A 13,294-nucleotide genomic window follows, 5' to 3' on the forward strand; every position below is an offset into this window, starting at 1 on the left:
TAGAACTCTTAAAATTCCAAAATAAACACTTCATGGTAAGGCAAAGAAATATGGATTGCTCTGATTGGAGGGAGATAAATTATAAAAGTAAATGGAGAATTGGTTTCTCCAGAAGATTCAGCTAGCTTTAAAATATTATATTTCATTTCAGCTGAGTATTTAGATCTTGCCATAAAAATACCCCCTATATGTTATTCAGATTTTTGTTTATTTAATCTGTCTAACATATAGGGAGCATATCATTTGAACTTTTACTGTCGCATTTTATATCTATAGCTATACAATTTTAGTTGTCCAAGTCTCACAGTTCCAAACATCTGTAACAACATCTCGATAAAATTCAGGTTCGTGACAAATAAGAAGAATACTGCCTTTATAGTTCTTTAGTGCTCTCTTTAACTCGTCCTTCGCATCTACATCTAAATGGTTAGTAGGCTCGTCTAAAATTAATAGGTTAGTTTCCTTATTAATAAGCTTACATAAACGTACTTTGGCATGCTCACCGCCGCTTAGTACAACAACCTTACTCTCAATATGTTTTGTAGTTAATCCACATTTTGCAAGGGCTGCACGAACCTCGTATTGAGTAAGAGAAGGAAAGTCCTGCCATACTTCTTCAATACAGGTGTTGTAGTTAGCTTCCTTTATTTCTTGCTGAAAATAGCCAGTGGCTAGGTTATCTCCAAGCTCTACATCACCAGAAATAGCCTTTATCTCTCCAAGTATACTTCTAAGGAGTGTTGTTTTACCAAGTCCGTTGGCGCCTACTAGAGCTATTCTTTGTCCACGTTCCATTCTTAAGTTTAGTGGCTTAGAAAGAGGCTCATCATATCCTATTACTAAGTTTTTTGTTTCAAATATTAGCCTACCGGGGGTTTTAGCTTCTTTAAAGTTAAATTCAGGTTTTGGCTTTTCGTCTGGTAGCTCTATAATATCCATTTTATCAAGCTTCTTTTGTCTAGACATTGCCATGTTTCTAGTGGAAACCCTAGCTTTGTTTCTAGCCACAAAGTCTTTTAAATCTGCAATTTCTTGTTGTTGCTTTCTATGGGCAGCTTCAAGCTGTAATTTTTTAGATTCATAAATATTAGTAAAGTTATCATAATCTCCTACATAACGATTTAATTCCTGATTTTCCATATGGTATATTAAGTTAATAACGCTATTAAGGAAAGGAATATCGTGTGAGATTAAAATAAAGGCATTTTCATATTCTTGTAAATATCTTCTTAGCCACTCAATATGCTGCTCATCTAAATAGTTGGTAGGCTCGTCTAATAGAAGTATGTCTGGTTTTTCAAGAAGAAGCTTAGCTAGTAAAACCTTTGTTCTTTGCCCACCACTTAGGTCCTGTACATCACGATCAAGACCAATATCTTCTAGCCCAAGTCCCCGACCAATTTCTTCGACTTTAGAATCGATAATATAAAAGTCATTATTAGTTAATGTATCTTGTATTGTTCCCATATCCTCGAGGAGTTTTTCTAATTCATCTTCTGATGCATCAGCCATTTTATTACATATTTCATTCATTTCAGTTTCTAGATCAAATAAATATTTAAATGCTCCCTTGAGCACATCTCGTATAGATGTTCCCTTTTCAAGAGCTGTATGCTGGTCTAAATATCCAACTCTTACACGTTTTGACCATTCAATCTGTCCATCATCTGGATCTAATTTTCCAGTAATTATATTCATAAAAGTAGATTTACCTTCACCATTAGCTCCTATAAGGCCAATATGCTCTCCTTTTAAAAGACGGAAAGAAACATTATTGAATATGGCACGATCTCCAAAGCCGTGGGTTAGGTTTTTAACTGTTAAAATACTCATATTATTCTCCCTTCGATACTTGTTATACACTGACATACATAATAGATTATATATGACAAAAGGGATATTTAAAAGAAAATTTTCTGCATTCGTTTTTTAGCCATATACATTGCCCCTATAATTCCAGGATCTTGTATTTGAGACAACTCTACATGTATCTTATTTTTCATGACGGGGTATATATACTGGTTAAATTTATTATTTACCCTTTCGATAAAATTAGGTGTAGAAACTGTAACCCCTCCACCGATTACGAAAATGTGCGGATTTACAACATGTGCAATTGCTGACATTCCTCTTGCCAGTGAATCAACTACTATTTCTGCAATTTCAGACGCTATAGTATTACCATTATTAGCTAAACTAAATATTTCATTAGCATACTGTATATTTAAGCCTTTATCCTTAGCCATTCTTAAAATACTAGTGCCACTTACAAAGCTTTCCAGGGATCCATAGTTTAAGTAGCCATGTTTAAATTTACTTTCTCTTACTATAATATTAGCAATTTCTCCTGCATGTCCAGTAGAGCCTGAGATTATTTCTTCATTTATACAAAGACCACCACCAACACCAGTTCCTATAGCAATATAAAAAACTATTGGGAACCCTTTTCCAGCTCCATCTAAAGCCTCTGCAAGTGCTCCTACATTACAATCATTTTCAATAAAACAAGGAGTGTTAAAATATTGTTCTAGAGTTTTCGATAAATGAATATTTTTCCATCCATGCAGATTAACAGCATTTAGTACTATACCTTTGTAAGGATCTAGCGATCCGGGCATACCGATTCCAATAGCTTCAATATTATAGTTACCTTTAACTGTACTTATCATAGATTTTAATTTTTCTATAATGTATTCTGGTCCATTTTCAGCTTCCGTCAATTCTCTTTTTTCTTTTAAAATAACACCTTCATTATTAAGCAAGCCTACACGAATATTTGTACCACCTAAGTCGATTCCGATCCAATATTTTTTATCCAAGTACATCACCCCACAAAGTTATTTTAGATTTAAAAACTCAGTTAAGGAAAACATACCATGGCATTACTATACTGTCAAACTAAAAAACATAGAAAATAATATTGTAAATTATATGAAAGCTATTATCTTAAATAATACAAATAACAAAAATTTATTATTAAAAGTCTTAATATATAATCAAATCATAGTGATAAACAGAGGATTAATAAGGGATAATAGGATTTTTCAATGGAAATTGGTAATACTATAATAGATGATGAATAAGTATATATTTTTCAAGAAAAATCAAAATTGAGTTATTTTATGTAAAATAATATAATTAATATGAACAAAAATAAAAATTAGAGGTGTTATCAATGGGAACTAATAGTTCAGACAGCGATGATAGTGACAGTGATAGTGATAGTAATAGGAATAATCAATCTGAATTAAAGCTATGGAATTATAAAAAGGAAATTACAATCAACATCACTGATGAAAGAGGTAAAATAGGTTATATAAAGGGAGTGTTACTAAATACAGATCATATTCTTAAAGAGCTAAAATCTGATGAGGTATTAAAAGTTCTAGAATTTAACGACAAGGAAGATGAAGAAGAAATAAAGAGCTTCTATATTCAAGTATTGTCTAAGGGTGACTGTAGAAATAACGCACTTTATATTACCGAATTGTTCATCGAGAAACAACATCGAGGAAATGGCATAGGTAGAAGGATATTTGATGAGCTACCACAGTTTTTATATGACCACATAGATAGGGATATATCTTGTATATATTTGATGCCTGGACCTTTAGAGAAGATAGACGGGGAAGTAAAATATATTATGAACCCTAATGATGAACAGATGATAGTATTAAAGGAAAAACTTATTAGGTTTTACGAATCGGTAGGTTTTGAAAGGATTGGTAAGACAGAGTTTTTTCATAAGTATCAGGTTATTTAGTTAAAGATACTAAAGTTAAATATTTAATATACAGAAATAGAGCCTTGGTAAGTTTACTTGCTAAGGTTCTTTTTATTATTTTCTAAATATGTATTTTACATTAATTTATAAAATATATACTATATACAAGGAATTGATATAAGTATGAAGAATTATATAGAAAACTAGATTCAGGCGGAGTTTTAACTCCACCTGAATCTTAGTTGAACCTTAGGCACTTGAAATTTTGAAGCCTTTGCTTAAAAATTTAAGTAGCGACAGAAGTCAAAATAATGGAATTTATCAACTTTATAAGGAGGTTATTGTTATGCTAGAAGATCTTAACAGGAAGATTCATGATTTGGAATCGAATATTGCAGAAGTTAAAGAAGCTATTGCAGCAGGAAACAGTGCTCAAATTGCTTTGGAAAAAGTAATAAAATCTCTTGAAAGTGCTAAGGGCTGGGGTATATGGGATATGTTTGGCGGTGGATTTTTAGTTACTGCTGCAAAGCATTCAAAATTAGATAGAGCAAAGGAGCAAGCGCAACATGCACAAAGGATGCTCAGTGTATTTAATAGGGAGTTATCAGATATAAATTTGCCAACAGATATTAATATAGAAATTGGATCCTTTGTAACCTTTGCAGATTACTTTTTGGATGGTCTTATGGCAGATTGGTTTGTACAAGGTAAAATACGGGATTCATTAGACAAGGCAAAGGATACTCATAATAGAGTAAACAAGATATTAAATACATTACAATCAAGACTTAGGGAATTAAATAAGGAGTTAGATGCGCTAAAAAAGAAATGAGATTATTAATTGATGGAGCTTAAGACAAAAAGAGGTAATTAGATGAAAAATATATGTTTTAGGGGGAATTTTCATGATCGATAAAGTAAGAGAGTACTATGATAAAGCTGCAGAGGCAGAATGGAATAGATTAAATAACTCGTATTCAAGAATAGAGTATAATTCTACAGTTTATTTAATAGAAAAGTATTTTCCTAAGACAGGTCACATTCTTGATATAGGATCAGGACCAGGAAGGTATTCTTTGGAACTTTTGAAGAAGGGATATAAAGTTAGCCTTTTAGATATATCAAACAATGAGCTAGAGATTGCTAAACGAAAAATAGAAGAAAATAACCTAAAGGCTGAAGATTATTATTGTAAAAGTGCATTGGGGTTAGATTTTTTACCAGATGACGCATTTGATGGAGTTTTGGTAATGGGGCCGTTGTATCATATACATTGCCAGAAGGATAGGAAAAAGGTATTGAAAGATACCTATAGAATATTGAAAAAGAATGGTACTGCACTGATATCTTACATTAATACATGGGGTGTACTTAGGGCAAGTGTAGGCGAATTCCCAGAAAGTTTTCAGAATAGAGGGCATTTTCAGAGATATATTGAGGGAGATTTAAAGTTTTCAGCAGAAGACAGCTTTACAGTTACATATTTTACTACACCACCATTGGCACTAGAAGAGATAAGAGAAGTAGGCTTTAAAATAATATCATATGCTGGGGCAGAAAGCTTTTTATCAGGATTAGGGACACAAGTAAATAATCTTTACAGATATATGCCAGATGTATATGAAAACTATTTAAAATCTGCTGCCGAGTATTGTGAATTACGTCAATATAGGGATGCTACGGAACATTTGCATGTTATTGTAAAGAAGGAGTGATCTGGATAGAACCGATTCTTGATATTATTATTGATGTTTTGGAATTCATGCTTAAAAGATAGGATATGTGCAAACAGGGAGAACAGAAGTAATTAATGAAAAGATGACTATAGTTTGCTAAGAGAAGATAGTGGAAATGAAGAATAGCATAAATATATGTATGCTTTATAAGTTTTAAGAAATTAACACAATATGTGTACATAGACTCTCTTATAGAAAAAGTTTAAGTTTAAGCAAATATGTTTTTTAACCGAGAAATCTGTACAAAAGATATTTAATAGAGCATGCGAAGCAAATTATCATTTGTGCAATAATGTGCATGGATAATTTAATATGGGTAGTTGGTTGTAATTTGTATTACTATGCTTAAGGACAATAAATATTGTTTATATAAAAAGGAGGGAGTAACATTGGAAAAAGTGATTGTTTTATATAAGTCAAGTACAGGATTTACACAAAAATATGCTGAATGGATTGCGGAAGAATTGGATTGTAGAGCTCTTTCTATAAAAGATGTAAATATAAATGAATTGCAAAACTATAACACTATTATATTTGGCGGAGGATTACACGCCGGTAAGATTAATGGACTTAAATCTATCAAAAATAGTATTTTGAAAATGAAAGATAAAAACATAATTGTTTTTGCCACAGGTGCAACACCAAAAGAGGCTATAAAAATCGAAGAAATTGAAAATGCAAATTTTTCATTGGAAGAAAAAGAAACTTTTCACCTTTTCTATTTTCACAGCGGTATGAATTATGAAACGATGGGAATTGGTAGCAAAGGGATGATGAGTATATTTAAAGCTATGTTAAAGATTAAAAAAGATAAATCACCAGAAGAGCAAGGTATGTATGATACAATTACTAAATCAAATGACCATTCAAAAAAAGAATATATAAACCCATTGATTGAATATGTAAAAACGATAACCAACATAAGGTAATCATAATTTATAATTAAATGAATAAAATATTGGAAATTGTAAGTCATCGAATAAAAAGATTTACATAAGGCACAAGGAGTGAAACAATGGATAAAAAGATTAACACAGTAACTATAATATTAGTATTACTTTCTTTAGTATTAGTTTGTTGGCTTGTATTTGGAGGACCATTTGATACTTTCTATTTAATTTGGAATTTAATATTAGCTTGGGCACCTATGGTGTTTGCACTAATATTTAGAAGGAACTTAAGAGGAAAGTTATCTTCTACAAAGAGTATTATTACATTTTTTTCAAGCTTTTTATGGTTATTCTTTTTTCCCAATGCAGTTTACATAATAACGGATTATATCCATTTAAGTAATGAAAAGTTTTATTATCCAAACCCCAATTATACCCCTTATTCTGGGGAAAGTAGAGTATTATATAACTTTGATCTTCAAACATGGAATAACTTTTTTTCAATAACTTTTGGAGTTTTCTTAGGCTGTGCATTAAGCGTTTTATCACTTTATATATTTCATAAATACATAGAAAAGCGTAAAGGTAAGTTAGTTGGATGGATATTTGCAATTACTGTTCACTTGCTTAGTGGATATGCAATTTATTTAGGAAGATTTATTAGATTTAATTCTTGGGACGTGATTTTTAATCCTTTAAATATAGTAAAGTTTGTAATATCTAATATAGATAGAATTGATGCTACCTTTACTTTTTACTTCTCTCTACTAAGCTTGCTTATTTATGGTATATTTTATTTATTTATATACCTAGGTGAGGATAGGATTACTAATTAAGAAGCATAAGAGATAAAAGAGGGATTTTGATGCAAGATATATATTTTGGATGCAATACTATAGGAAACCTACAAAATGTAGGATTAATTGCTTATGAAAGTTTAAATATTTTTAGAACTTATATTGACTCTCCTGTTAGGGAAGGGTCTATAATTTATTTAAGGGCTCCCAAATATGTGCACATAGGTGATTAAAATGTTTAAAATCGGAGATTTTGCAAGACTAAACAAGGTAACAATTAAAACACTAAGACATTATGACAGTCTTGGTTTGTTACAGCCTGAAAAAATTGATTCTTTTACAAAATATCGGTACTATTCAGCTAGTCAGATGCCAAGGTTAAACCGAATACTTGCGTTAAAGGATATTGGATTTTCTCTGGAAGAAATTGCCTTGATTCTAAATAAGAATATGGATTTAGAGCAAATACAAACTCTCTTGGAGTTGAAACATTCGGAAGTTGTAGACAAAATAAGGAATGAGCAAGCAAGATTAAGTCGTATTGAAACTTTTATTAGAATATGTAAACAGGAGGGATACATTATGGAGTATGATATTGTGTTAAAAGAAATTGAACCTGTAAGAGTTGCAACACTAAGAGATATTATTCCAACCTATAGTGATCAGGGACACTTATGGGAAGAATTGGGATCTCATATAGAAAAGTATGGTGCTAAAATACTTCCACCATGTATGGTTATATATCATGATACAGGATATAAGGAAGAGTGTGTTGATGCCGAGGTAGTTGAACCAATTGATGGCGACCTACCTGACACTGAAAGAATTAAGGTGAAAGAGCTGGAGAGTGTAAAAGAAATGGCATGTGTTGTTCATAAAGGACCATACCAGACTCTTCATATGGCTTATAATGCCATGTCTAAGTGGATCGAAGAGAATAAGTATGAGATCATCGGATCACAGAGAGAATTGTACCTAAAGGGAGAGTGGATGACTTTAGACCCAAATGAGTATATTACTGAAATCCAGTTTCCAGTACAGAAAATAAAGGGATAAAACTGTATAAATAACCCTACAGAGTTACTGTTATGAGTGATTCTGTAGGTTTTTTTTACTTAAGATATTAGATTTATATAAAAGGAAAATAAAATTAGGTATCGAATATATACAATTAATCAAATATTTTGAATTTAGATGTATATAAGATATAAATAGAATATTTTTAAAAGTATTCTAAATTTCAGGAGGTAAATATTATGATTAATGAGGTAATAGAGTATTGCGAATTACTAAATTAAGAGATTTAAAAAGACAATAGTCCTAAAATAGAGTTTTGATTAAATAGAGATTTGCGTCAAAATCTAAGTTAATAGAAAAAGAGGGTGATTTGCAATGATTTATGAGATTGATTATTGTGATTATTATAAAGTAAGTTATTTGATAGAAGATGTGGAAAACTTTCCTGAAGTACGTGCTATTATAGACAACAATAATCCAGGAAAAATATATGTTGATGACAAACATAAACCTAGATCAGCTTTAGTATGGAATCAAGGAATACAGGGGTTTTACTTTATTGGTGATGATAATAACGATAACTTTTTAAAATATATAAATGAGTATATCAAAGATAAGATAATTAATGGACTAATAGATAAAGAAATAAATTGGTTTGAGATATCTGGTGTTAATATTAAATGGGACCGAAGGATTGAAGAGCTGTTTAAAGAAACAGGCGTTAAATACGGATATCAATTAGTATATGGGTTGAATAAAAACAGATTTACATATGAGGCACATTTAATTAATGGCCTTGATATAAGGAAAGTGAATAAAGGGATATTTGAAACGGAGATTAGAAATCTAGATTTTGTTATAGCTGAACTGGAGTTGTTTTGGGGCACGATTGATAATTTTCTTGATAATGGAATATGCTATTACGCCATAGAAGACAACGAAATAGTAAGTATTTGTTACTCGGGTTTTAAAGCAGGCAAAACTCAAACAATAGGAATAGAAACATTAGAGGAATATAAAAGAAGAGGATATGCTTATGCATTAGCCAGTAAGTATATAGAAGACTGTTATAGACAAGATATCATACCTTACTGGGATTGTAGCGAAGATAATATTGGTTCGAAGAAATTGGCAGAAAAACTAGGATTTGAAAAAAGAGATCAATATAGATGCTATTGGTTCAATTTTTAGTTATAGCTAAAGGTAGATTATTAGCGGTTGCATATATAAACAAACATTTTGTATTAAACTCAGTAATGATAAGAGATAAAAACTTTCTTACACATAACTTTATAGATAAGATTTTAAATACAGGGGTTATAAGAGAAGGAGAAGATGAATGTTTCTGGACAGATGCCTTTTTTACCTCGCCTAGCGATATGGAGTCATTTATGGGTAAATTTAATGTTGAAATAATTGATCATATAGGAACTGACGGAATAAGTCCATATTTACGAAATGCTATAGATGAAATGAATGATGAAGAGTATAATGCATGGATATATTATAATTTAAAAAGTTGCAGAGAAAAGAGTATTCTAGGGATGAGTAATCATGGATTACTATTATGTAAAAAGAAGTAAATTACAATTTTAATGCTTATGTAATTAACATACAGATTAAATGTAGGCATTGCGGTCAACTGAATGATAAAGAGATAAGAGAAAAAGGCATAAAAATTAAGGATAGTGGAATAGTCTATTGGAAAGATATAATAGACTATAAATGGACTAAAGATGAAGAATTAGAGATTACCTTTCAGCCAATTAATCAATTTGCTTTAAAGAAAGAGAAAAGGTCAGCTACAATGGGCGGATACCTTATGGGATGCTGTAGTTATGAAAAAAATTTGTAGATAGAATAAATGACAAGCTATCTCTATAAATAAAATTTATAATTTTCAAAATAATTTTATAAATCTTTAGGAAAGGAACGTTGATAAACTAATAATTAGAATGCAAGAGTATGATTATGTATAATAATAATTATTTATATTGCTGAAAGTGAAGGTGTTATATATTTGAAACATACTAAGTAATTATAAATACCTTTTGTAATTTAGGATGAAACTACAAGCCGAAAGGAATGAGTGAAATGGATATAGTTTTTATTTTATTATTGGCAATTTTTCTATTTGCTATTATTTATTTTGCTGTTAAGTTAGCCATTACACCATTATTATATAAATCAGAGGAAGTCGTTACAAATAAACAAGATTTTAGTTTAATTTACTTACGAGACATAGAAATATTAAATAATACTGAACTTGAAGATGTAATTAAATTCTATAATGACAAAAACTGTAAAATGGAAGATTATAAGCAGTATCAAAAATATGTTAAAGTTTTAAATGAATTAAAAGAATTTGGTTATTATACTGATGAAGCATATTTCATTAAAGTAGAAAAACTGAAAAAACATTTTAAAATTAATTAATATTTTATCTAGAATATTAAAACGACTTTTATAAAATGAACTCCTAATAAACTTTTAGGAGTTCATTTTTGATCTAAGAAGTTTTTCTATAGCATAAAATATTACATCAAGTACAAGGAATTAAGAAAAATATGAAGAATGATATAAATGCATATATTTTCTAAACATTAATAAAAATTACTAATTCAATAGAACATCAAAACGATATTGATAGGAAGAATGTATGTATGAGATGGTTTTAACATAAATATTGTTTAAATCGGGGGAGAAACTAATGAGTCAAAATATATATGATAATGATGTATTTTTTGAAAAATATAGGGAGCTTAGAAATAACCAAAATAATTATAATACCCTTATAGAACAACCAGCGATAAAAGCATTGATTCCTGATTTAAAAGGAAAAACAGTTCTTGATTTGGGTTGTGGATATGGAAACAATTGTATTGACTTTATTAAGAAAGGTGCATTATCAGTTGTAGGCATAGATATTTCTCATAAGATGCTTGAAGTTGCAAGAAAAGAAAATTCAAATGAATTAGTAGAATATATGCTTATGGATATGAATGAAATCGGAGGTTTAACCCAAAAGTTTGATTTAGTTTTTAGTTCTTTGGCATTTCATTATGTAAAAGATTTTAAAAAGCTATTGTATGATATTAGAGTTTTGCTGAATGATGGTGGAATTTTGCTATATTCTCAAGAGCATCCATACACAACAGCACCTAAAATTGGCCCTACCTGGACAAAGGATGAGTTTGGAAACAAAATTCATTATAATTTATCTGATTATATGCATAGTGGGAAACGACATTCAAAATGGTTTATTGATAATGTTGAAAAATACCATCGTCCAATATCAGAGGTCATTAATTCAATAATATCTGAAGGGTTTATAATTAATAGTATAGTTGAGCCTGTTCCGGATAAATATGCTTTAGATAGAAGACCCGACTTTAAAGATGAATTTGATAAGACTACTTGTATTATTATAAAAGCAACAAAAGCCTAATAGATTAAGGTTTTAGAAAATATGTGTATTATGCTTTACCTACAAAAATCGTAATACATATTTATTTTACAAAGTAAAAATTATTAGTATTTTGTATGAGAGGAAGTGACTCTAGTGGAAAGAATAAAACGAATTAACTACTCGGTGCAGTTAATATAATCTGATAGCAGATTGTACCGGGATTGCAAAATTTGTTATCAGTTAACTGCACTGCTTTTCATCAAAGTAAATTATGAAAAGGAGCAGAGTTATGGATTATATGAAATTAAAAGAATACTGGATGTCAGAAGAAGAAAAAAGTTTTAAGGGCTGGGACTTTTCTTATATTAGTCAAAGAAAATTAGAGGAACCATTGCCATGGAACTATGATAATATAATTCGCCAATATCTAAAATCCAATTCTATACTGTTAGATATGGGTACTGGAGGTGGTGAGTATTTGTTGACTCTAAATCACCCTCATAATAACACATTTGTAACAGAAGCATACCCACCTAACTTTGAATTGTGCAAAAGAAAACTAAGACCATTAGGTATTGATGTTAGACAAGTTTTTGATGATAGCTGTTTGCCATTTGAAAATAGTATGTTTGATATAATAATCAACAAGCATGAGAGCTTTGACATCAAAGAGGTTTATAGGTTACTAAAGCCTACTGGTTTATTTATTACACAACAGGTTGGAGGTTTAAATAATAAAGAATTATCGAAATTTTTAATAAATGATTTTAAAGAGGTTATTAGTAGTGAACATAATTTAGAAAATAATTTGATGCTAGTTAAAAACCAAGGATTATCTATTTTAAAGTCAGAAGAATACTTTCCAAAGCTAAAATTCTTTGATATTGGAGCACTAGTCTATTTTGCAAGAGTTATTGAATGGGAATTTCCCAATTTTTCAGTTGATAGCTGCTTCGAAAAATTATGTCAATTACAATCAATAATTGAGCAGCAAGGATATATTGAAAGTGAAGAGCATAGGTTTATTATTGTTGCTCAAAAACAAATTTAATATAATCTTCAGTTAAATTGATTATTATTAGTGAAATTTTACAGCTGAAATTATTGACAGGAGAAAGAATATGAAAAAAGTGATATTAAAAAACGGAAAAGAACTAGTTATAAGAAAGGCTATTATACAAGATGTAGAGAAAATTATTCAGTATAAGATTATTGTAGGTGGGGAATCAGATTATCTTACATTTGGGGAAGATGAAGTTGTAATAAATATTGACAACGAAAAGCTTAGCATTGAATCTATAAACAAAAGGAATAATTCTATACTGGCAGTAGCATTAATTGATGGAGAAATTGTAGGATCAATTGTTTTTAGGGGCGGTGAAAGATCTAGAGTAAGGCACGTTGGGGAAATGGGAGTAACCGTAAGAAAATCCTATTGGGGACTAGGCATCGGAAGTATTCTTCTGGATTTTTTAATTAAATGGGCGAAAGAAACGGATACTGTTAAAAAAATTAATTTAAGGGTTAGAGTTGATAATGAAGGTGCCATTAAATTATATAAAAAATACGGTTTTAAAAAAGAGGGTATTCTTACGAGGGATTTCTATATAGATGGGAGATTTTATGATTCTATGAATATGGGGTTAATAATTGATTAATGCACATTATTTCTAGATAGCCAAAATCTAAGATAAGCTATAAATAAAAGTTTACCAGCG

General features: G+C 30.1%; 16 protein-coding genes. 13 read left to right on the forward strand and 3 right to left on the reverse strand.

Annotated elements, in window-relative coordinates:
* Positions 1-8: 8 nt before the first annotated feature.
* The 3 genes from HYG84_RS05980 to HYG84_RS05990 form a co-directional block, all read right to left on the reverse strand.
* Positions 9-173 carry a hypothetical protein gene (locus HYG84_RS05980; RefSeq protein WP_212381255.1) on the reverse strand — a complete coding sequence of 55 codons (165 nt, stop codon included), beginning with the start codon at positions 171-173 and terminating at the stop codon, positions 9-11.
* Between the two features lie 103 nt (positions 174-276).
* Complete coding sequence (locus HYG84_RS05985; protein ID WP_212381256.1) at positions 277-1,833, reverse strand: ABC-F family ATP-binding cassette domain-containing protein; 1,557 nt, start codon at positions 1,831-1,833, stop codon at positions 277-279.
* Between the two features lie 68 nt (positions 1,834-1,901).
* Positions 1,902-2,819 (reverse strand): ROK family protein, encoded by a 918-nt coding sequence (locus tag HYG84_RS05990; protein WP_212381257.1) that lies wholly within the window; start codon positions 2,817-2,819, stop codon positions 1,902-1,904.
* Positions 2,820-3,175: 356 nt separating this feature from the next.
* Between HYG84_RS05990 and HYG84_RS05995 the strand changes: the two genes are divergently transcribed.
* The 13 genes from HYG84_RS05995 to HYG84_RS06055 all read left to right on the forward strand — a co-directional run bounded on the left by HYG84_RS05995 (position 3,176) and on the right by HYG84_RS06055 (position 13,234).
* Complete coding sequence (locus HYG84_RS05995; protein ID WP_212381258.1) at positions 3,176-3,763, forward strand: GNAT family N-acetyltransferase; 588 nt, start codon at positions 3,176-3,178, stop codon at positions 3,761-3,763.
* Positions 3,764-4,070: 307 nt separating this feature from the next.
* A complete protein-coding gene (locus tag HYG84_RS06000; RefSeq protein ID WP_212381259.1) occupies positions 4,071-4,559 on the forward strand; it encodes a hypothetical protein in 489 nt (162 codons plus the stop codon).
* Positions 4,560-4,632: 73 nt separating this feature from the next.
* Complete coding sequence (locus HYG84_RS06005) at positions 4,633-5,442, forward strand: class I SAM-dependent methyltransferase (RefSeq protein WP_212381260.1); 810 nt, start codon at positions 4,633-4,635, stop codon at positions 5,440-5,442.
* A gap of 419 nt (positions 5,443-5,861) precedes the next feature.
* Complete coding sequence (locus tag HYG84_RS06010; RefSeq protein WP_249168745.1) at positions 5,862-6,392, forward strand: flavodoxin domain-containing protein; 531 nt, start codon at positions 5,862-5,864, stop codon at positions 6,390-6,392.
* An 86-nt stretch (positions 6,393-6,478) separates the two neighbouring features.
* Positions 6,479-7,189 carry a DUF1361 domain-containing protein gene (locus tag HYG84_RS06015; protein ID WP_212381264.1) on the forward strand — a complete coding sequence of 237 codons (711 nt, stop codon included), beginning with the start codon at positions 6,479-6,481 and terminating at the stop codon, positions 7,187-7,189.
* Between the two features lie 29 nt (positions 7,190-7,218).
* A complete protein-coding gene (locus HYG84_RS06020) occupies positions 7,219-7,383 on the forward strand; it encodes a hypothetical protein (RefSeq protein ID WP_212381266.1) in 165 nt (54 codons plus the stop codon).
* Between the two features lies 1 nt (position 7,384).
* Complete coding sequence (locus tag HYG84_RS06025; protein WP_212381268.1) at positions 7,385-8,206, forward strand: MerR family transcriptional regulator; 822 nt, start codon at positions 7,385-7,387, stop codon at positions 8,204-8,206.
* Between the two features lie 336 nt (positions 8,207-8,542).
* A complete protein-coding gene (locus HYG84_RS06030; protein WP_212381269.1) occupies positions 8,543-9,358 on the forward strand; it encodes a GNAT family N-acetyltransferase in 816 nt (271 codons plus the stop codon).
* Complete coding sequence (locus tag HYG84_RS06035; protein WP_212381271.1) at positions 9,337-9,750, forward strand: hypothetical protein; 414 nt, start codon at positions 9,337-9,339, stop codon at positions 9,748-9,750. The genes HYG84_RS06030 and HYG84_RS06035 overlap by 22 nt, the downstream gene beginning before the upstream one ends.
* A 502-nt stretch (positions 9,751-10,252) precedes the next feature.
* A complete protein-coding gene (locus HYG84_RS06040) occupies positions 10,253-10,603 on the forward strand; it encodes a hypothetical protein (protein WP_212381273.1) in 351 nt (116 codons plus the stop codon).
* A 274-nt stretch (positions 10,604-10,877) separates the two neighbouring features.
* A complete protein-coding gene (locus HYG84_RS06045) occupies positions 10,878-11,615 on the forward strand; it encodes a class I SAM-dependent methyltransferase (RefSeq protein WP_212381275.1) in 738 nt (245 codons plus the stop codon).
* 250 nt (positions 11,616-11,865) lie between these two features.
* Positions 11,866-12,627: a class I SAM-dependent methyltransferase gene (locus tag HYG84_RS06050; RefSeq protein WP_212381277.1), complete on the forward strand. Its 762-nt coding sequence runs from the start codon at positions 11,866-11,868 to the stop codon at positions 12,625-12,627.
* A 70-nt stretch (positions 12,628-12,697) separates the two neighbouring features.
* Positions 12,698-13,234, forward strand: a complete 537-nt coding sequence (locus HYG84_RS06055; RefSeq protein WP_212381279.1) for a GNAT family N-acetyltransferase — start codon at positions 12,698-12,700, stop codon at positions 13,232-13,234.
* Positions 13,235-13,294: the final 60 nt, after the last annotated feature.

It is taken from the genome of Alkaliphilus sp. B6464, assembly GCF_018141165.1.
Lineage (GTDB): Bacteria > Bacillota > Clostridia > Peptostreptococcales > Natronincolaceae > Alkaliphilus_B.

Coding starts and splice junctions, on each gene's coding strand:
- HYG84_RS06020 (WP_212381266.1), top strand. CDS start 7,219: ATGCAAGATATATATTTTGGATGCAATACTATAGGAAACCTACAAAAT.
- HYG84_RS06055 (WP_212381279.1), top strand. CDS start 12,698: ATGAAAAAAGTGATATTAAAAAACGGAAAAGAACTAGTTATAAGAAAG.
- HYG84_RS06015 (WP_212381264.1), top strand. CDS start 6,479: ATGGATAAAAAGATTAACACAGTAACTATAATATTAGTATTACTTTCT.
- HYG84_RS06030 (WP_212381269.1), top strand. CDS start 8,543: ATGATTTATGAGATTGATTATTGTGATTATTATAAAGTAAGTTATTTG.
- HYG84_RS06040 (WP_212381273.1), top strand. CDS start 10,253: ATGAGTGAAATGGATATAGTTTTTATTTTATTATTGGCAATTTTTCTA.
- HYG84_RS06005 (WP_212381260.1), top strand. CDS start 4,633: ATGATCGATAAAGTAAGAGAGTACTATGATAAAGCTGCAGAGGCAGAA.
- HYG84_RS05995 (WP_212381258.1), top strand. CDS start 3,176: ATGGGAACTAATAGTTCAGACAGCGATGATAGTGACAGTGATAGTGAT.
- HYG84_RS06045 (WP_212381275.1), top strand. CDS start 10,878: ATGAGTCAAAATATATATGATAATGATGTATTTTTTGAAAAATATAGG.
- HYG84_RS05985 (WP_212381256.1), bottom strand. CDS start 1,833: ATGAGTATTTTAACAGTTAAAAACCTAACCCACGGCTTTGGAGATCGT.
- HYG84_RS06025 (WP_212381268.1), top strand. CDS start 7,385: ATGTTTAAAATCGGAGATTTTGCAAGACTAAACAAGGTAACAATTAAA.
- HYG84_RS05980 (WP_212381255.1), bottom strand. CDS start 173: ATGGCAAGATCTAAATACTCAGCTGAAATGAAATATAATATTTTAAAG.
- HYG84_RS06000 (WP_212381259.1), top strand. CDS start 4,071: ATGCTAGAAGATCTTAACAGGAAGATTCATGATTTGGAATCGAATATT.
- HYG84_RS06050 (WP_212381277.1), top strand. CDS start 11,866: ATGGATTATATGAAATTAAAAGAATACTGGATGTCAGAAGAAGAAAAA.
- HYG84_RS06035 (WP_212381271.1), top strand. CDS start 9,337: ATGCTATTGGTTCAATTTTTAGTTATAGCTAAAGGTAGATTATTAGCG.